Below are 18,225 nucleotides of genomic sequence, written 5' to 3'. Positions count from 1 at the left end.
CGTGAGTACGCCGCGCACGCTGACGCTGCCCGACGGGGTTCACCCCGCGACGCTGGAGACCGATCGTGGCAACTTCGCCACCCTGCAGGCGAAACCGGACATCGGTACGCCGCTGGGCACGGTGCTGCTGGTCCCCGGCTGGACCGGCAGCAAGGAGGACTTCACTCCGCTGGTAGACCACTTGGCCCGGTACGGCTGGATCGCTGTTGCGGTCGATCAGCGCGGCCAGTTCGAGACTCCGGGACCGGATGACCCGTCGGCGTACACGCTGGCCGAGTTCGGTGCCGACGTGGTCGCGATGAGCCAGGCGCTGGGCGGCTACAGCCAGTTGGTCGGGCATTCGTTCGGCGGACTTGTCGCGCGCGAAGCGGTGCTGATCGACCCGAGTCTGTTCTCGACGATCACCTTGCTCTGCTCGGGCCCGCAGGCCTTCGGCGACGAGGAGAAACTGCAGGGGCTGCAGATGCTCGCGTACGGGCTGGAGAACCTGCCGATCGAGCAGGTCTACGACCTCAAGCTGGAGCACGACCGCAAGAACCCGCGGTACGTCGTACCGGCCGATGATGTCGCGGCCTTCCTGCGCAAGCGGTTCACCGGGAACACTCCGGCCGGGCTCGCGGCCATCACCCGGCGGCTGATCGACGCCGACGACCGGACCGAGAAGCTGGCCGCGACCGGGGTCCGGTCCCAGGTCCTGTACGGCGAATCCGATGACGGCTGGCCGTTGCCGGTCCAGAACGAGATGGCCGAGCGGCTCGGCGTACGGGCGCAGATCGTGCCGGACGCCGCCCACTCCCCCGCGATCGAGCAGCCGGCCGCCACTGCCCGGTTGCTGGTGGATTTCTTCCACCGACAGTAGGGCGCCGACAGGCAAGGGTTTCCATCAGAACTGAATGTTCCGTGCGCTGGCCCTCCGGCCGACCTATTTTGGTCTAGTCCAAGTTGGCCGAGCGGAGGGACAGTGGATGTCCGAGCGAAGCTGTTGGTGGGGAACGTCATGACCGCGGAGGTGATCTCACCGCCGACCCGCAGTCCGGCGCACAGCGAACTCGTCCTGGGCAGGCTGGACCAGGTCCGGATCTCGGTGGCGCCGGCGCCGATGGCCAGTCTGGTCTCGCTGGTGGTGGACGCCCTCGGCGGTCCACGGCAGGGCATCTCGCCGGACTGGATCAGGAGTATCCGGCGCGAATTGCCGGTCGACGCGGCGCAGGCCGTGATCCCGATGTTCGACCGCACCCGGGCGCTGCTTCCGAGCTGTCTGACGCCACTAGGCATCGACGGCGCTCCGGTCAAGGACCAGCTCGCCCAGGTCGCCGATGTCTCCCCCGACGAGCTGAGTGAAGGCGTCGACCAACTCGGGGAGGGCGACGTACCGCAGCCCTGGCAGAGCGCACTCCGGCAACCGCGGCGATGGCTGAGCCTGTACGTCCGGGTGTTGTCCGCAGCCTGGCAGGCGTACGCACCGATCTGGCAGCAGTCCACCGCACTCCGGGCGCGCGAGACCGAGCGAATCGGTGCCGCCGCTGTCACTGGCGGCTTGGACGTCCTGTTCGCGAGCCTGAGCAACCGGGTCCGGTACGACGCCGAGACGCTCTACCTGTCCGACCGGCACCCGTACCGCGTGGAGTTGGCCGAGCGGCCGGTTGTGCTGGTCCCGCTTGTCTCCGGCGCGACGGCCTCGGTGTTCAACCTCGATGAGCCCGAGCAGGCCTGGCTCGGCTACCCCGTACCGGGCTTGAGTCGGCTGGGCACCAGCACACCAGAGGCGACCGACAGCCTGACCCTGTTGATCGGGCCGATCCGCGCCTCGATCCTGCGCGCTCTGAACCGCCCCAGCAGCATGGGCGGCCTGGCCGATCACCTGGACGCGGGCCCGAGCACAGCGACGTACCACTGCACCCAACTGGCCGCGGCAGGTCTGGTACTGCGTCAGCGGGCCGGCCGCGAGGTCCGGATCCAGCGGACTCCGCGCGGCGATGCGCTGGTGGATCTGTTGAGCTGAGATAACGACGCGCCGGGCAGAATGGGAGCTGCTGCCCGGCGCGTCTTCAAATCGCCGGCCTGGTGCAACAGGCCTGGCGATGGTCAGCGCCAGGGCTGTGATCAGCCCGGTTCGAAAGATACCCAGCGGCGAGGTCACCGCTGAGATGTTGTTGTCTGCGTTGTTGCCCTCGGCCCGGGGAGGTCAGCGGATCGGTTTCACCTCGGGCTCGAAGGTCAGCTTCTCCAGCCCGATCGGGGTGAAGGCGTCCAGCACCTTCTGGTTGACCACCAGCAAGCTGATCGTGGAGGTGCCGTCGTCCGGCCCCTGGCCACCGCCGGAGGAGATGTCGAGATCGTTCTGGCTGCCCATCACGTCGCTGATCCGATCGGTCAGCAGGTTGTTCTCGGTCAGGCTGACCTTGCCCTGAAAGACGCACAGGTTGCCGGTGAAGATCTTCTCGAACCTGGCCCGGAAGGCGTCCAGATCGCCCTTCGCGACGCCGACCGCGATCACCACCGGCGCTGTCCGGCTCTGCCCGGCGGGGTACTTCAGCCGGGTCCCGGAGATCACGCCCTCGTTGGCCTTGAGGAAGTTCTGCACCTGCGTGGTCGAGAAGTTGCTCGGCTTCGACTTCCAGCCACCGGGCGGCGCGGGACAGGCCAGCGCGTCCGGGGCCCAGCCCGGCGGCTGCTGGTACGGCGTCTGCTCCTCGACCGTGATGGTCCTGTCCTTCCAGATTCCGACGATGCGGGCGTTGCCGACGCGGACCCCCTGGATGGTCTGCGGATCGGTGATCTTGGCCGGGTCGAACCCGATCAGCTTGATACCCCGGGTGCCGCAGTTCGGCGCGGGCTCCGCGGACGTCGACTCACTCGCCGGCGCGGCCCTGACGAGCACCTGGCAGTAGACCGGGTCCTGGCCGGGCGCGGCGATGACCTGACCATTGACCTCGACCTTGTCGCCGTTACTCACCAGCAGATCCTGAGCACTCGGCTTACCCACCCGGGCGCTGCCTTCGGCGAGCTGCGGGGTCGGTGAGCTGTTGGCCGGCGGGGCGACGGCTGGTTCGTTGTTGTCCGAGTTGTCCGGCAGCACGGTCAGAGCGGCGACGGCGATCGCGGCGACGCTCGCCGCCGCCAGGGTAGGGACCAGCCAGCGACGCTTCTGCTGCTTGCCGCTGCCGCCGGTGATCCGGTCGAGGTCCGGCTCCGGCGCCGACGGTTGGCTCGCGCGCCACTGGGCGCCGGCCTTCGCCAGCAGGTCGTCGACCTTGTCGGTCGGGTTCATTCGCTGACCTCCAGCAAGGAGCGCAGGCGGGCCCGCGCGTCGGAAAGAGTGGATTTGACGGTGCCCTCGGAGCAATCCATCACGGCCGCGGTGTCGGCGATCGACAGGTCGGCGAAGTAGAAGCAGTCGACCGCGAGGCGCTGCCGGGGCGACAGCTCACCGAGCGCCTGGTCGACGTCGACCCGGCGCTCGACGTCGGGCCGGAGTACCGGCTCGTCGTGATCGGCGAGCTCCGCGACCGGGCGCAGCTTCCGGACCGCCTTGCGGGCTTGGTCCGCGGTGATCGCGAGCAGCCAGGAGGAGGCCGCGCCGCGCGATCCGTCGTACTGGTCGCGTTTCAGCCAGGCCCGGGTGAGGGCCTCCTGGACGATGTCGTCGCGATCGGCACCGACCGCGAGGCGCGCGGCCAGTCTGGCCATCGCCGGCAGATGAGGGCGCACCCAGTCGACGAAGCCGCTGCTGTCGGCCGGTGGACCGGCCGACGGATGCTTGGCCGGCACCGGGTCTTCCGTCATCGTCGGCATACCTTGTCTACCCCGCGAACGCTGATCCGGTTGGGCCCTCCGGCAAGTCAACGAGAGCCGTCACGCCAAGTCATGGCCTGGCGCGGCCCGGACCATCACGGTCCTGACACAGCCTCGTCTCTGCTCCAGCCTGGCAGGTGGCGGCGGTCCTGTGCAGCCGGAAACGAGTTGACGGTGCGTCGCGGGCGCGCGTACTGTCCGATTCCTTCCCTTGACAACGGCATGGCTTTCGCCTGCCGCCACAGTGGTGTCCGAACCCCCCGGCCGTTCCGGAACGGGGGCGGTTCTGCGTGCCGCTAGCCCTGTTTCGGACACCACTCCAGTGCTCCGAAGGAGGTTCGTGATGGGCGTGTACTGGGCGATCGCGGCGCGGTCGTTCCGCCGGTTCTCGACGTACCGGATCGCCACCTGGTCCGGCGCCTTCACCAACACGGTGTTCGGCTTCATCTTCTGCGGCGTCTACCTGACGCTGTGGGACGCGCGCCCCGGCCTCGGCGGGTACGACGTGTCCGACGCGCTCACCTTCGTCTGGCTGCAGCAGGGCCTGCTGCTGCCAGTGGGGATCTTCGGCGCGAGCACCACCACTGAGCTCGGCGATCGGGTCCGGACCGGTGAGATCGCGGTCGACCTGTACCGGCCGGCTCACCTGATGCTGTGGTGGCTCTCGATCGACGCCGGGCGCGCTGCCTTTCAGCTGCTGGTGCGGGGTGGCGCTCCGCTGCTGGTCGGGGCGTTGGTGTTCGATCTGCGGTTTCCGTCGTCGGTGCGGCAGTGGCTGGCGGTTGTGGTGGCGATCGTCCTCGGGATCACGGTCAGCTTCGGGGTTCGGTACCTGGTGGCGTTGTCGGGGTTCTGGATCACCGACTCGCGCGGGATGGAGAACCTGGCGATGGCGTTGTCGCTGTTCTTCTCCGGGTCGACGCTGCCGCTGGTGCTGTTCCCCGGGTGGATCGGCGAGGTGGCTCGGGCCACGCCGTGGGCGGCGACGCTGCAGGTGCCGATCGATGTCTGGCTCGGGCGCAATCCGGGTGGGATCAGCGCCGCGTTGGGGTTCCAGTTGGGGTGGGTGCTGGTGCTTGCGCTGGCCGGGTGGCTGGCGACGTACCTCGCGACGCGTCGGGTGGTGATCGCGGGTGGCTGAGTCTGATCTGCGGGATGGTTCGCGGAGTGGTTTGCGGGGCGGTTTGCGGACTGCGGCTGGTTGGCCGGCGCAGTACTGGATGCTGGTGATGATGTGGATGCGGTCGGGGCTGGCCTATCCGCTGTCGTTCGCGCTGAGTCTGCTGACCGGGGTGCTGATCACCGGGACCGATTTCGCCGCGGTGTTCCTGATGTTCAGTCACATCAGGTCGTTCGGCGGCTTCAGCCTGGGTGAGATGGCGATGCTCTACGGCACCGCGTCGATGACGCTCGGGCTGGCGAACCTGCTGACCGGCTCCCTCGACCGGGTCGGGCAGCACATCCGGTCCGGCGAGCTCGACGTCTGGCTGGTGCGGCCGACCCCCGCGTTCGTCCAGGCGGTGGCGAACGACTTCGTGCTGCGCCGGATCGGCCGGCCGCTGCAGGCCGCGCTGGTGCTGGCCGTCGCGGTGCCGCGGACCGAGGTCGACTGGACGGTTGCCAAGGGCATCGTTCTCGCGGTCTCGCTGGTCAGCGGGACGGCGATCTTCGCAGCGATCTTCGTGCTCGGCGCCGCGTTCCAGTTCATCTCGATCGACTCGGCCGAGCTGAGCAACTCGTTCACCTACGGCGGGCAGCAGCTGACGCAGTACCCGCTGATGGTCTTCGGCAAGGACGTGGTCCGGGCCGTCACCTTCGTCGTACCGCTTGCCTTCGTCAACTACTACCCGGTGCTCTACGTGCTGGGCAAACCCGCCCCACTGGGGCTGCCGTCCTGGATCGGCCTGCTCGCCCCGGTGGTCGCCGTCGCGATGCTCGCGCTGGCGGCCCTGGCCTGGCGAGGCGGGCTCCGTCGCTACCGCAGTACAGGGAGCTAGCTGTGTCCGTGATCGAACTCGAGAACGTGTCCCGCGCCTTCACCGTGCGGGGCCGGATCGGCCTGCGCCGTACCCGGCGGGAGGTGCGCGCGGTCGACGGCTTGTCCTTCACCGTCGAGCCCGGCGAGGTGATGGGCTACATCGGCCCGAACGGCGCCGGCAAGTCGACCACGATCAAGATGCTCACCGGCATCCTGGTCCCGACCGGCGGCTCGATCCGGGTGGTCGGCGTCGACCCGTCCCGCAACCGCCTCAAACTGGCGAACCGGATCGGCGTCGTCTTCGGCCAGCGCACCACGCTGTGGTGGGACCTGCCGCTGCGCGACTCCTTCGCCGTCCTGCAGAAGCTGTACCGCGTACCGCGAGCCCGGCACCTGGAAAACCTGGCCACCTTCGTGGAACTCCTCGACCTGGGCTCCCTGCTGGACGTCCCCGTCCGCCAACTCTCCCTCGGCCAGCGAATGCGCGGCGACATCGCCGCCGCCCTCCTGCACGACCCCGAGATCGTCTACCTGGACGAACCCACCATCGGCCTGGACATCATCAGCAAGGCCCGTCTCCGCGAGTTCCTTGCCCAGGTCAACAAGGACCGCGGCACCACGATCATCCTCACCACCCACGACCTCGACGACATCGAAGCCCTCTGCTCCCGCGTGATGGTCATCGACCACGGCCACCAGATCTACGACGGCACCCTCACCGGCCTCCGCGCCAGCCAGTCAGCACCCCGCACCCTGATCGTCGACCTGGCGACCTCTCTGCCACCCATCGACATCCCCGGCACCACAGTCACCAAAACCGAAGGCCCGCGCCAGCATCTCAGCTTCCCACCGACCACGAGCGCCGCACCGTTGGTCGCCCAGATCGCTGCGTCTTATCCGCTGGTCGATTTGTCGATCTCGGACCCGAGCATCGAATCCGTCATCGCCCGCCTGTACGCCGACTCAGGCAAGGTCAGCGATGTGTGAGGCGAAGACGTCCTCGGTGGTCAACGCCTGGGGATCCTGCTGCCAGGCGTCCAGCGCGTCCGACTGCCACTCCTCCGTCAACGTCCCGAGGCCGGCAGCGATCAGCCGGCGAGCCTCCGACAACCCGATCTCGGCGTACTCCAGCTCGTTCAGCACAAAGAAGTCGTGCCGCAGCCCCGCGTTGCGATGGAAGCGCCCGGTGTTGGCCACATAGGTCCAGATGTCTTCGTCGATCAACGCGGCCACCCATACCTGCTGGCCGGCTTCACTGACCAGGAAGAGTCGTGTCATCGCGACCTCCCCTTTCGGTGCTCGAGGTTTGTCACCCGCTGTGAGGCTGCCGGACCGGCTTCGGCCGGGCGCTGCGTCCCGGTCTCAGGCCGAGGCGCGGGCGCTCTGCTCGACCTACCGTAGCTTCTCACTGCCATCGGTACGCCGCCGAGCTCACTGAGCCTCTCGATCCCCACAGGTTGGCGCATCCCATCCGAGAGAGCGACACACTGCGCACGCGCTCCAGCCCGTGTTTCCTTGTCCTGCCGCGGATCGCGCTCGATCTCGTACAACAAGGTCGTCTGCGTCTTGATGTCGATCGACTCCCGTGAGTGGACCTGCAGTTCGACCAACATGCCGTGAGCCCGCAGGAAGGCATGCAGTCCCTTGTACCTGCTCCCGTCGACGTACGAGTGATGCGCCGCCTCCGCATCCCACCCGCCTGACCGGAGCGCTTCCACGGTGTCGCCGGCCGCCTCGACCAGATCATCCGGCTCTGGCGCCACCACTGTGTACCGCAGCAGATCCTCAGGCGTTGTCTGCTTCGCCCGATAGGCATTGACGGTACTGAGTTTGCGGGCAAGAGACTGCGGCGACTTCACCCTCGACTCCAGCTGATAGGCAACAATCCCTGGCCGTACTGCGGCAACAAGCTCCTCGGTCACGGCCCGTTCCACTGCAGCGACCTCGGCCAGCAAGGCCAGGCTTCGCGTCGTCGCCACCACACCGAACTCCTCGGCGATCGCCTTCTTCGAAGGAATCGGATCACCCCAGTCGAGCATCCGGAGCACCGACATCCGCACATGCAACTCCCCTGGCTCTGGCAGACCTGCCAAGCCTTCTCCGGCGGGCGCCATCTGTTCCTCCTGCCTCGATCGATACTCCGACCGTAGTCAGCAGAAACACTCCCGTGGGGCCCGATTCCGAATCTGTGGACAACTCTTCAGGGGTTGAAGCCGGCTGCCATCGACAACACCTCGGCTGGATCGAGCGGTTTCGGATCGGCACGCCACCCGACGAGGGCTTCGGCATACGCGGCCTCGTCCAGCCGGCCCAGTCCGTCGTCGATCAGCCTGCGGGCCTCGGCGCTCCCGATCTCGTCGTAGGAGAAATGGCGTTCCATGTAGAAGTCGTTGCGCAGGGCAAGGTTGTCGTGAAACTTGCCGGTGTTCGGCACGTAGCTGTACATCACCTCGTTGGCCAGCGCAGCCACCCAGACCGACCGATCGCGTTCTTTCACCAAGTAGAGCTTCATCGCTGCATCACTCCAGTTCTTACTCGGGAGGTCAACGCGCCACCCGACCGCGGGGCGACATCAGAATCCGCGGACAACCCGGTCAGGGGTTGAAGCCGGCTGCCATGGAGAGAACCTCGGCCGCCTCGAGGGGTTTGGGATCGGCACGCCACTCGGCCAGTACGTCGGCGTAGTCGTCTTCGTCGAACGGGGTCAGCACCTCGTCGATCAGCCTGCGCGCTTCAGCGCTGCCGATCGGCTGGTAGCTGAAGTCGCGCTCCATGTAGTAATCGTTGCGCAAGGCATTGTTGTCGTGGAACTTGCCGGTGTTGGGGACATAGCCGTACATCGTCTCGTGCGCCAACGCCGCCACCCACACGGGCTCGTCGTCTTCCTTGAGCAGAAAGAGCTTCATCGATTGATCCCATCCTTGGTGATCTTTGCCACCGGCTGTTCCGCAGCTTGGTGACCCTGACGCTGACTCCGACCTTGCCCTGCCACCGGAGCTTTCGCGCCTGCTCCGGTGCGGGAATCACTGTAATTGTTGACCTTGACCGGCTGCCCACCCAGCTCGGTCAGCCCGGCGAGGCCCTGCGGCTGCACCAGGGTGGCGGACAGCCGGATGCACTCCCGCCGCGCCGCAGTTCGTTCGTCCGGAGACGCCCGGGCGCTGCGCTCGATTTCGTAGTACGGGGTGGTCAGCTCCTTGACCCGCACCGAGGCGACCGAGTGGAACTGCACCTCGACCCGATCATCGGATCCTGTCTGTAGTAGAGCGTGAATCCCCTTGTACCGCGAGCCTTCCGTGTAGGAGTGCATCGCTGACCTGACCTGCCACCCGGCTCGAACCAACTCATCGAGCGTATGCCGGGCCGCCACAACCAGCATCTCAGGAACCTGCGTCAGCACGGTGTACCGCAGGATGTCCTCCGGCGGCTTCCCCAACCGGCCTTTGCGGGGCCGATCAGCAAGTTTCCGGGCCAGGGAATGAGCCGACTTGATCCTCGAGGCAAGGTGATAAGGCGCCCCGGACGAAGGCAGCGCCTTCAGAAACTCCGCCGTGACGCGCGGCTCAGTTCCGACCGTGTGCTGCAGCAACTCGAGACTGCGGACCGCAGCCGGTACGCCGTACAACCGCGCGATCTCTGCCGCCGACGGGAGATCGTCGCCCCACTCGACCTCACCATGCCGCTTGAACGCGGCAAGCAAATCACTGGTCTCGAGTACGTCGCTGAGGCCGGTCGGCGGCATCTGGTCCCCCTGTCGATTTCGGTCCTCCAACCGTAGGGAGCCAGCAACCGCCCGTGGGGCGTCAATCCGAATCTGTGGATAACTCGGTCGGGGGTGAGGGGTGGTGGTGATCGTGAGCAAAGCTGACACTGCTCTCCTTGCCGCGTAGTAGCGGCTGCAGCTTGGGCTGGCGCCGCGTAGTAGCGGCTGCAGCTTGGGCTGGTGCGGATTCGATTTGCTGATGAGGAGGCGTCCATCGGCGGCGATCGCCACGGGGGCTCGGCCGGACAGCTCGTGCCTCAGGAGGTCGGTGACTCTATCCCGACGCGCCTCGACGTCTGACGATCCACTGGTCCTGATGCCGCCGTACAGCCGCACCATGCGGATTGCCGGAAGTCACGCGGCCGCCCACACGGTGGCCAACCTCTCCGGGAGCTCCGACCACTCCGGACGCGCGAGGCGTGGTCGAACTGCTGGGGTGTTCGCCTCCTCGCCGGGGCGAGCGGCTCAGGCGGGTCGGGCCAATGGTTCGCCGCCCTCCGTGTGGTCTTGAGCTACACCGAGGTCAGGCCATGGGTTCAAGGCCGCAACCTCTTCAGGAGTAATCCAGGTGCTGTCGTTGGTGTGCGACCGGCGGCGGGTGGGCGCTGGTGTGGGTGGTGGTGGGTCAGTAGTGGTGATCGTGGACGGCGCTGGGTCGGCACCGGTGGTGGTGCGTCGGGCTGGGTCGGTACCAGCAGTGGTGGACGGCGATGAGTCGGTACCCACGGTCGTGAACGGCGCTGGGTCGGTACCAGCAGTGGTGGACGGCGCTGGGTCGGTACCAGCAGTGGCGGGCGGCGCTGGGTCGGTACCGGTTGTGGCCAATCGGGCTGGGTCGGCGTTGGTGGTGGGTGAAGGCTCGGTGGCGTTTGCTGTCGCGTCCGCACGTGAGTGATGGCTTGTGGTGGTGGTCGGCTTTGCAGGTGGCGTGCAGGTGTCAGCGTCTGTCGCCGCGAGAGGTGCGGGGGCAGCAGGGCTGAGCGAGGGTGGTTTTCGATGCCTACCGGAAGGGCGGTTCGCCCAGGCAGGTGGAGTGACCTTCACCTGATCGTCCTCGATCGCGACCGTCCAGTGGCCCTGGTGCAGCGAGGTGTGGTCGACGCGGCAGAGCAGGACCATGTTGGAGAGGCTGGTGTCGCCGCCTTCGGCCCAGCTGACGACGTGGTGGGCGTCGCAGTAGATCGGTGGGGCGTGGCAGACCACGCAGCCTCGATCACGGACATTCAACGCATTGCGGATCGCAGGGGTGACCAAGCGATGCTCACGGCCGACATCGAGAGGCTGGCCGGCGGAGCCCAACACGATGGGGATGATCCCGGCATCACAGGCCAGACGACGGACCGCGGCCGCCGACAACCCGTCGCCGAAGGCCAGATCGCCGGTGGCGTGCTTGCCGGCCTCGAGCAGATCCTTCAGGGCGATGGTGACGGTGATGTGGGGTTTGATGCCGCCGCGGGCCGGCAGGTCGCCGGAGTTGAGGGCGATGGTCATGGCGTCCATCAACGCATCAGCCTGACGCTTCCCGCGAGACCGCGGGTCCGGGTCCCCGTCGTCGGTGTTGTGCGGCTTCGCACCGGCCTGGAGGACTGTTTCCAGGGCTTCGGCGTTCTCGGCGGCGTAGAAGCCGCCGAAGCGGATGCCGCCGTCGTCGGTTTTCTTGGTCCAGACCTCTTCGCGGCGCCGGGCGGCGTCTTCTCGGGGTTCGGGGCCGTCGGTGTCGAGAAGGTTGCGGACCTGGACACCCAGTGTCCGCAGACCGGACGGTGACAGGTGTTCGCCGGCTTCGACCATGCGGAGTTCGGCTTCGGCGAGGTCTTCGACGGCGACATTGGCTCGGGCGGGGATTTTGTCGAGGGCGGACACGATGGCTTCGGCCTGACCCATGTGCAGCACCACTGCGCTCTCGCCGCTGTCGCTGTCTCCGCAGTCGCCGTCGATGGGGGCGTCGCTGTCATCGTCGTCGGTGGTGCGGTCGAGGTAGGGGGTGGCGAGCGCGGCGGCGACGACCGGGTACTTGTGGAGCCTGGTTGCGAAGTGGACGCGGCGGTGGGCCTCGGTGGGATCGAGCCTGTATCGGTGGGTCAGCAGCCGGGCGGTGTCGTGGGCGCCGACTTCGGCGGCGTAGCCGAGCTGGTCGAGGCGGTTGAGGATGTGGGCCTGGCGGGCTTTGAGTTCCTCGAGTTCTTCGTGCAGGGCGTCGTAGGCGGACAGCAGTTCGCTGCCGCTCATCAACACCACCGCACGGTCGTCCATACCTCAAAGGCTAGACGATCCGACCGACAGAAATCGGCCGAGTTTCCCCTTATCCACAAAGAGGAAACATCACATCGGGCTAACCCGGAAAATCAGTAGACTGTTTGGCAGCTCGGCGCGAACGAGGCGTCTCCGGTGGGCGGTGCGCCGATAGTTGTTCTCGACAACGACGCTGGCGATCTTGTCTAGCGAACCGCTGATCGACCCTGGTCGATGCCACCCCGGTGGCGACCGCCCTGCGACGCGTTTAGCGACCAGCCCCAGTCGCTCGCCGTCGGCCCTGAGCGGGCTGACGTCAAAGGCGATAGTGCACCGGCTAGCCCCGTGGTCCGTGAGTCCGTGGGTGCACCCTTGCATCGACCAAGCCGGTAGTCACTCTGGTCGCCCGGCTCAGCTCGAGGATCTATCCTCTTGGGCTTGCTCTTGCTCTTGGGCTTGGGCTGGTGGGTGGGTCAGGTGAGTTCGGCTTCCAGGACTTGGGTTAGGAGGGTGGCGAAAGGGGTGGGGTGGCTGAGGTAGCCGGGGTGGGCGCCGGGGAAGGTGACTACTGGCCAGCCGAGGTGGGTGGCGAGGGTGAAGATCGGGAGGGCTGGGAGGTGGTTGGGGGCTTGTTGGCCGGCGGCGGGGATGATTTTGGTGGCGTGTGGGAGGAGTGCCGGGAGGTTGGGGGTGTAGGTGATGAAGGGGAGGAGTTTGTGGGCGAAGTAGGTTTCGGTGTTTTTGCTGGTGCGGGACTGGAGTTCTTTGTATTCGGGGCGGAGGTCTTCGGGGTTGGGGAGGGGGTCTTCGGAGAGGCCGGTGCCGCCGGCGTAGAGGAGTTGGGCTGTTTCGGGGCCTTCTCGGAGGTTGGTGGCGTGGACGTCTTCGAAGAAGGCTCGGGCGTCGGTGGGGGTGGGGAGGAGTTCGATGCAAGGGGGTTCGTGGGCTACCAGGAGGCGGACTCTGCTGGGGTGGTGGGTGATTAGGTCGAGGCCGGTGATGGCGCCGGTTCCGGTGCCGAAGACGAAGGCTGGGGCGGTTGGGGAGAGTAGGTCGATCAGGGCCAGGGCGTCGGCGGTGGAGGTGGCCACCGGGTCGTCGGTAAGCGAGGCCGGGGTGGCGGCGGGGGTTGGGTTGTCCGGAACGGCTGGAATGTAAGGGCTTCTTGAGTTGCCTCGGGGGTCGTAGGCGACGACGGTGTACGCCGTGGACAGGTGCGCGGTGATGTCGTCGAAGGCACCGGCGTCGCTGTCGCCGTCGGGGATCAGGAGGAGCATGGGGCCGGAGCCGGTGACCTCGTAGTGGAGGGTGGCGCCGGGGACGGGGAGCTGGTTCAGGGTTCGGGTGGTCATCGGAGGGCTCCCGTCAGGACGCGGTGGAGCAGGGTGGCGAACTCGAAGGGGTGGCTGGCGTAGCCGCCGTGGCCGCCGGGGAAGGCGATGACGTCCCAGCCGACGCGATCGGCGAGGGCGAGGATCGGTTCGGCGGGGAGGATCTTGGATGATTCGCTGCCGACCGCTGGGACGAATTTGTCTTCCAGGGCGACCAAGGCAGCTACGTCGGGGATGTAGCTGGTGAAGGGCAGTAGCTTGTGGGTGGAGAAGATTTCGTCGTTGGCTTCCATTCGTTCGGGGAACTCGTGGAAGAACGCGCGCGCTGACGTTGCATCCGGCAACAGTTCGATGGCCGGCGGTTCGTGGGCGATCAGCAGGCGGATCCGGTCGGGGTGGCGGACCAGGAGTTCCATCGCGGTGATGGCGCCGGTGCTGCTGCCGAAGACGTACGCCGGTACGTCGCAGCCGATCGCGTCGAGCACGGCCAACGCGTCCTCGGCGGCCATGCTCACGCTCTCGTCGGCCGGGGCGTCGTCGTACGGGCTGCGGGAATTGCCGCGTGGGTCGTAGCAGACGACCGTGTACTGCGCTGCCAACTGCGGCACGATGCCGTCGAAGATCGCCGCATCAGTGCCTCCCCCGGCGATCAGCAGCAGGACCGGGCCGCCGCGGCCGGTCACTTCGTAGTACAGGGTCGCGCCGGGGACAGGCACCCGGCCGGCAGTCTTGGTGAACATGTAGTCGCCCCTCTGATGTGGTGACTACAGACTGCTGACCGACGCTGGTACGGCGCGCACATCCGGCTGGCATGAACCAGCCGGGCGTACCAGGCGGGAACTAACCCGCCTTGATGAAGTCCGTCACCGCGTCCGCCACCAACTGGACGGCGATCGCGCTCAGCAGCAGACCCGCGATCCGGGTGACGAGCAGAACGCCGTTCTCCCCCAGCACCCGCATGATCAGCCCGGAGAAGCGCAGCGTCAGCCACATCACCAGGTGGATCAGCACGATGCCGACCGAGATCGCCACCACGTCCGGCAGTTTCCCGTCGGCCTGCTGGACGAACACCATGGTGGCGACGATCGCGCCGGGACCGGCCAGCAGCGGGGTGCCGAGCGGGACGAAGGCGATGTTCACGTTCTTGGTCTGGACCGGGTCCTCGGCGGTGTCGGTCAGCAACTGCAGAGCGATCAGCAGCAGGAGCAAGCCGCCCGCGCATTGCAGGGCGGGCAGAGAGATCCCCAGGTGACTAAGGATCTGCTGACCGAAGGCGGCGAACGCCACGATCACGCCGAAGGCGACCAGGACCGCCTGCCAGGCAGCCTTCTTCCGTACTGCGCGCGACTGCCCGGCGGTCAGCGAGATGAAGACCGGCACGGTGCCGGGCGGGTCCATGATCACGAACAGCGTGACGAAGACCGAGCTGAGCAGGGAGAGGTTGATGATCTCGTTCACGGCAGGTACGCCTCTGGAACCGTCACATCCACCGCGGTGGACGCGTTCGCCTTGGCGACGTCGAGGATCCGCTGGAACTGCTCCGGGTCCGTCGTGTTCACACCCAGCTCGTGGTCGATCTTGCCGATCCCGTGGTGGTCGCTCGAGCCGGTGGCGATGATGCCCAGGTCCTGGGCGATCGCGCGCAGCGCGGTACGGGACTCGGGCGAGTGGTCCTGGTGGTCGACCTCGATCCCGGCCAGGCCGTGCTCGTCGACCAGGGACGCGATCATCTCGGCGGTCATCACCTTGTGACTGGACCGGCCCCACGGATGCGCGATCACCGGTACGCCGCCGGCGCCGCGGACCAGGTCGATCGCGCGCCCCGGGTCGATCGCGTAGTGCGACACGTGTCCCGGCCGCCCGTCGGCCAGGAACCGGTCGAACGCCTCACTCCGGTTGGCGACCGTGCCGTTGGCGACCAGCGCGTCGGCGACGTGCGGGCGGCCGACGGACGGCGTACCGGTCGCCTGCGCCAGTACTTCGTCGACGGTCAGCGCGACGCCCAGGTTGTTGAGCCGGGCCACGATCGACGGCAGCCGGTCGGTACGGCCCTCACGGACGGTGGCCAGCTCGCGAGCCAGCGGCTGGTACGACGGATCGGGCAGGTACCCGAGCAGGTGCACGCTGATGCCGTTCAGCTTGCAGGAGATCTCGATCCCCGGCACGAAGCCGATCCCGAGGTCCTCGGCGGCCCGACGCCCCTCGCCCCAGCCGTCGGCCGTGTCGTGATCGGTGAGCGCGATCACATCCAGGCCGTCCCGCTTCGCGTGCGCGATCAGGACGTCGACCGGGTCGGTGCCGTCCGAGCGGTTCGAATGGGTGTGCAGGTCGATGCGCACGAGTGATCGGGATCCCTTCTCTGGACAACTGTCAGCGCTGATGCTATCGGGCCGGGCGGCGGGCCTATGGTTTTCCCCATGGAACAGCAGCGGGTCGACTGTGTCGGCGCTCTCGTGTACGACGAACAGCACCGGCTGCTGGTCGTCCAGCGGGCCAACGAACCCGGTCGCGGGCTGTGGTCGTTGCCTGGTGGGCGGGTCGAGCCGGGCGAGGACGATCCGGCCGCGGTGGCGCGGGAAGTTGCCGAGGAGACCGGGCTCGAGGTCGCAGTCGGGGAGCTGGTCGGCGAGGTCGAGCGGGATGCGCCGAACGGGCGGCTCTATGTGATTCGTGACTACCAGGCGGAGTCGGTCGGTGGCACACTGGTGGCGGGTGACGATGCGCTGAATGCGCGGTTCGTGAGTCGCGAGGAGTTCGAGAATCTGCCGACGACGACGTTGCTCGCGTCGACGTTGGCGCAGTGGAACGCACTGCCAGGGTAGCTAGTTCACTCGTACCAGCGTGTTGTCGTCCGCCGGGGCCAAGCGGATCGAGCCGCACGAGCTGCAGTCTTTCCGGGGCTTGGGCCGCTTGACATCGATCTGGCCGGTGTACGACTTGAGGAACTGTTTTCCGTTGTAGAGCTCCAGCGTGATGCTCGAGGCGTCGTAGATCTCCGATCCGAAAGAGACCGACTCATCGAGTCCGGCCTTCTCCGTCGGTATCGGCTGCAGCGCGCCGCACTGGCCGTCGAAGCAGATCCGGGTGCCGGTGCTGCCCGCACGGACGGGCCTGATGTCGATGTACCCAGTTCCAAGGCAGGGTTTGCAGTCGAGAGTGCTCGTACACGCCGCCAGCACGAGCGTCAGCGCGACGCAGGTGAGCAGCTTGTGGCGCATTCCTCCAGTGTGACGGTCAGGCGTTCCACTGGTGGATGGCCGGGGAGCCGCGGTCCCAGCCGAGCACCGAGACCGTGGCGGTGTTGAGGACGAAGTGGCGACCTTCGGTGACGTCGAGTTCGAGCCAGCGGGCGGTCAGGGCGCGGAGGGCGTGCGAGTGGCCGAAGACCAGGACGTCGCCGTCGACGGCGGCGATCCGGGTGTTGACGCGGTCCAGCCGGGTGGCGACCTCGGCCGGGGTTTCTCCGTTGGGTACGGGATCGGCCCAGACCGTCCAGCCGGGTACGGTCTTGCGGATCTCCGCGGTGGTGATGCCCTCGTAGTCGCCGTAGTTCCACTCGACCAGGTCGTCATCGACCTCGGCCTGCGCGAAGCCCGCGAGTTCCGCCGTACGCCGGGCGCGCTGCCGCGGGCTGGTCAGCACCAGGTCGAACTCCTGGGCCGCCAGCCGTTCCTTGAGCGAGGACGCGATCCGCTCACCCTCAGCGGTCAGCGGGAGGTCGGTGGTCGACGTGTGTTTACCCGACTTGCTCCACTCGGTCTCACCGTGGCGAACCAGCCAGAGCCGGTCCTTCCGCTCCGTTGACTCTGCGTGTGTGGTCACCACGACATCGTCGCAGAAGAGCGATCCAACCGGGCCGAGCCCTTGACCAACCAGCGCCAGCCAAGGCAAGGTCGAAAACTGTAAGCGCTTCCACTTTGACCTGGAGGAGACCGAGCGATGGCGTCCGGACCGACCGGCAGGCCCGCGACGATCTACGACGTCGCGGCGCTGGCGAAGCTGTCGATCGCGACGGTTTCGCGTGTCCTGCAAGGGACCGGGCCGGTATCGGCGAAGGCTCGGGCGCGGGTCGACCATGCGGCGCACGAGCTGAACTACGTACCGCTGCGCGCCGCCCGGAGTCTCGCGGTGCAGCGTCACGAGGCACACGGGCTGGTGCTGCCCGATCTGGCCGGTCCGTTCTACGGGGATCTGCTGATGGGGTACGAGCGGTGGGCCGGTGAGCACGGTCAGAGCGTGATTTTGACTGTCACCCACGGCAATCCTGATCCGGCGCGGAGCCTGCGCGATCTGGCTGGGCGGGTGGACGGGATTGTTGTGCACGGCAACGCGCTGGATCTGCCGGCGGTACAGGGGCTGCGGCGGGCGAATGTGCCGGTGGTGCTGGTCGCGCATCCGCCGGTGCCGGGGTGTGATTCGGTCCGCACGGAGAGCGCATCGAGTGCTGAACAGCTCACGGCACGGCTGCTCGACCATGGGCGCACCCGACTGCTGTTCGTTGGTGATCCCGCCAGCTCGTACGACGTGTCCGAGCGCTATGCAGGTTTCTCGGCGGCGCTGCGCGCCCGGGGGTTGGATGTGCCGGAGCCGGAGCGAGTGCCGCTCACGGAAGAGGCGGGTGCGGCCTTCGCGACCTCGCTCCTGGCTGAAGCCGATGGAGCCCGCGGAGCCGTTGGGGCCGGCCGCGGTGCGGCAGGAGGCGAGCTGCGCAGGTCCGCAGGGACAGGGCCAGGGCGAGAGCGAGGGGCGGCGTCAGAGCGAGGGCCGGCACCAGAGCGAGGGCGAGGCCCAGGGCCGGACGCTTTGGTCTGCGCCAATGACGAGTTGGCGCTGGCGATCCTGAAGACCTTGGGAGAAGGCGGCATCGACGTACCCGACGACGTAGTGGTGACCGGCTGGGACGACGTGATGGCCGCTCGCTACGTGTCCCCGGGGCTGACGACGGTCCGCCAGCCGATGGCCGAGTTGGGCCGGTTGGCGGCGCAGCGGCTGGCCGAGCGGATCACCGGAGAACGCACCCGGGGGCGGAACGACGTACTGGGGACCGAACTCGTGCTGCGCGGTAGTTGCGGCACGGCACCGGGGGAAAGACAAGCAGCACGATCAACCGGTTGAGGAGAAACAAC

At 67.4% G+C, this 18,225-nt stretch carries 21 protein-coding genes; 7 read left to right on the top strand and 14 right to left on the bottom strand.

Translation table 11 applies throughout. The annotated features are described in order from the left end of the window. Position 1 precedes the first annotated feature (1 nt). Positions 2-859, top strand: coding sequence for an alpha/beta hydrolase (locus AB0P21_RS22770; protein WP_363699139.1), 858 nt, complete (start codon positions 2-4; stop codon positions 857-859). A gap of 138 nt (positions 860-997) precedes the next feature. Then, a complete protein-coding gene (locus AB0P21_RS22765) occupies positions 998-2,002 on the top strand; it encodes a winged helix-turn-helix domain-containing protein (RefSeq protein WP_363699138.1) in 1,005 nt (334 codons plus the stop codon). Between the two features lie 183 nt (positions 2,003-2,185). Here the strand turns inward: AB0P21_RS22765 and AB0P21_RS22760 are convergent, their stop codons facing one another. Further along, a complete protein-coding gene (locus AB0P21_RS22760; RefSeq protein ID WP_363699137.1) occupies positions 2,186-3,271 on the bottom strand; it encodes a hypothetical protein in 1,086 nt (361 codons plus the stop codon). Next, positions 3,268-3,786, bottom strand: a complete 519-nt coding sequence (locus AB0P21_RS22755; RefSeq protein WP_363699136.1) for a sigma-70 family RNA polymerase sigma factor — start codon at positions 3,784-3,786, stop codon at positions 3,268-3,270. Before AB0P21_RS22755 ends, AB0P21_RS22760 begins: the two co-directional genes overlap by 4 nt. A gap of 352 nt (positions 3,787-4,138) precedes the next feature. Here AB0P21_RS22755 and AB0P21_RS22750 point away from each other — a divergent pair, with 352 nt between their 5' ends. The 3 genes from AB0P21_RS22750 to AB0P21_RS22740 are packed head-to-tail and all read left to right on the top strand — an operon-like array spanning position 4,139 to position 6,760. Then, a complete protein-coding gene (locus tag AB0P21_RS22750) occupies positions 4,139-4,936 on the top strand; it encodes an ABC-2 family transporter protein (protein WP_363699135.1) in 798 nt (265 codons plus the stop codon). Then, the gene (locus AB0P21_RS22745) at positions 4,929-5,792 is read left to right on the top strand and encodes an ABC-2 family transporter protein (protein ID WP_363699134.1); all 864 of its coding nucleotides are present in this window, start codon (positions 4,929-4,931) and stop codon (positions 5,790-5,792) included. Before AB0P21_RS22750 ends, AB0P21_RS22745 begins: the two co-directional genes overlap by 8 nt. Positions 5,793-5,794: 2 nt before the next feature. Next, positions 5,795-6,760, top strand: a complete 966-nt coding sequence (locus tag AB0P21_RS22740) for an ATP-binding cassette domain-containing protein (protein WP_363699133.1) — start codon at positions 5,795-5,797, stop codon at positions 6,758-6,760. Here AB0P21_RS22740 and AB0P21_RS22735 read toward each other — a convergent pair. From AB0P21_RS22735 to AB0P21_RS22690, 10 genes are all read right to left on the bottom strand, one after another. After that, on the bottom strand, positions 6,737-7,051 hold the full coding sequence (locus tag AB0P21_RS22735; RefSeq protein WP_363699132.1) for a hypothetical protein: 315 nt from the start codon (positions 7,049-7,051) through the stop codon (positions 6,737-6,739). The two genes, AB0P21_RS22740 and AB0P21_RS22735, sit on opposite strands and share 24 nt — an antisense overlap. Beyond that, positions 7,048-7,887 (bottom strand): hypothetical protein, encoded by an 840-nt coding sequence (locus AB0P21_RS22730; protein ID WP_363699131.1) that lies wholly within the window; start codon positions 7,885-7,887, stop codon positions 7,048-7,050. Before AB0P21_RS22730 ends, AB0P21_RS22735 begins: the two co-directional genes overlap by 4 nt. An 86-nt stretch (positions 7,888-7,973) precedes the next feature. Continuing rightward, positions 7,974-8,285 (bottom strand): hypothetical protein, encoded by a 312-nt coding sequence (locus AB0P21_RS22725; RefSeq protein WP_363699130.1) that lies wholly within the window; start codon positions 8,283-8,285, stop codon positions 7,974-7,976. Between the two features lie 82 nt (positions 8,286-8,367). Then, positions 8,368-8,679: a hypothetical protein gene (locus AB0P21_RS22720; RefSeq protein WP_363699129.1), complete on the bottom strand. Its 312-nt coding sequence runs from the start codon at positions 8,677-8,679 to the stop codon at positions 8,368-8,370. Next, positions 8,676-9,515: a hypothetical protein gene (locus AB0P21_RS22715; RefSeq protein ID WP_363699128.1), complete on the bottom strand. Its 840-nt coding sequence runs from the start codon at positions 9,513-9,515 to the stop codon at positions 8,676-8,678. The genes AB0P21_RS22720 and AB0P21_RS22715 overlap by 4 nt, the downstream gene beginning before the upstream one ends. A gap of 486 nt (positions 9,516-10,001) precedes the next feature. Continuing rightward, positions 10,002-11,789: a DUF222 domain-containing protein gene (locus tag AB0P21_RS22710; protein WP_363699127.1), complete on the bottom strand. Its 1,788-nt coding sequence runs from the start codon at positions 11,787-11,789 to the stop codon at positions 10,002-10,004. Between the two features lie 452 nt (positions 11,790-12,241). Then, a complete protein-coding gene (locus tag AB0P21_RS22705) occupies positions 12,242-13,120 on the bottom strand; it encodes an alpha/beta hydrolase (RefSeq protein ID WP_363699126.1) in 879 nt (292 codons plus the stop codon). After that, positions 13,117-13,839, bottom strand: a complete 723-nt coding sequence (locus AB0P21_RS22700; protein WP_363699125.1) for an alpha/beta hydrolase — start codon at positions 13,837-13,839, stop codon at positions 13,117-13,119. The genes AB0P21_RS22705 and AB0P21_RS22700 overlap by 4 nt, the downstream gene beginning before the upstream one ends. Positions 13,840-13,939: 100 nt before the next feature. Next, positions 13,940-14,557 (bottom strand): MarC family protein, encoded by a 618-nt coding sequence (locus AB0P21_RS22695; RefSeq protein WP_363699124.1) that lies wholly within the window; start codon positions 14,555-14,557, stop codon positions 13,940-13,942. Continuing rightward, entirely contained in the window at positions 14,554-15,438 is an 885-nt protein-coding gene (locus AB0P21_RS22690) for a PHP domain-containing protein (RefSeq protein ID WP_363699123.1), read from the bottom strand. Before AB0P21_RS22690 ends, AB0P21_RS22695 begins: the two co-directional genes overlap by 4 nt. A 78-nt stretch (positions 15,439-15,516) precedes the next feature. On the opposite strand from AB0P21_RS22690, the gene AB0P21_RS22685 reads away from it, so the two are divergent. Further along, positions 15,517-15,921, top strand: a complete 405-nt coding sequence (locus AB0P21_RS22685) for an NUDIX hydrolase (RefSeq protein ID WP_363699122.1) — start codon at positions 15,517-15,519, stop codon at positions 15,919-15,921. Here AB0P21_RS22685 and AB0P21_RS22680 read toward each other — a convergent pair whose 3' ends face one another. Both AB0P21_RS22680 and AB0P21_RS22675 read right to left on the bottom strand, forming a co-directional pair. Next, positions 15,922-16,317, bottom strand: a complete 396-nt coding sequence (locus tag AB0P21_RS22680; protein ID WP_363699121.1) for a hypothetical protein — start codon at positions 16,315-16,317, stop codon at positions 15,922-15,924. A gap of 16 nt (positions 16,318-16,333) precedes the next feature. Further along, the gene (locus AB0P21_RS22675; protein ID WP_363699120.1) at positions 16,334-16,921 is read right to left on the bottom strand and encodes a histidine phosphatase family protein; all 588 of its coding nucleotides are present in this window, start codon (positions 16,919-16,921) and stop codon (positions 16,334-16,336) included. Positions 16,922-17,038: 117 nt separating this feature from the next. Between AB0P21_RS22675 and AB0P21_RS22670 the strand changes: the two genes are divergently transcribed. Continuing rightward, positions 17,039-18,214 (top strand): LacI family DNA-binding transcriptional regulator, encoded by a 1,176-nt coding sequence (locus tag AB0P21_RS22670; RefSeq protein WP_363699119.1) that lies wholly within the window; start codon positions 17,039-17,041, stop codon positions 18,212-18,214. Positions 18,215-18,225 lie beyond the last annotated feature (11 nt).

It is taken from the genome of Kribbella sp. NPDC056861, from assembly GCF_040687575.1.
Classification (GTDB): domain Bacteria; phylum Actinomycetota; class Actinomycetes; order Propionibacteriales; family Kribbellaceae; genus Kribbella.
This window is presented reverse-complemented; position numbering and strand designations above follow the sequence as displayed.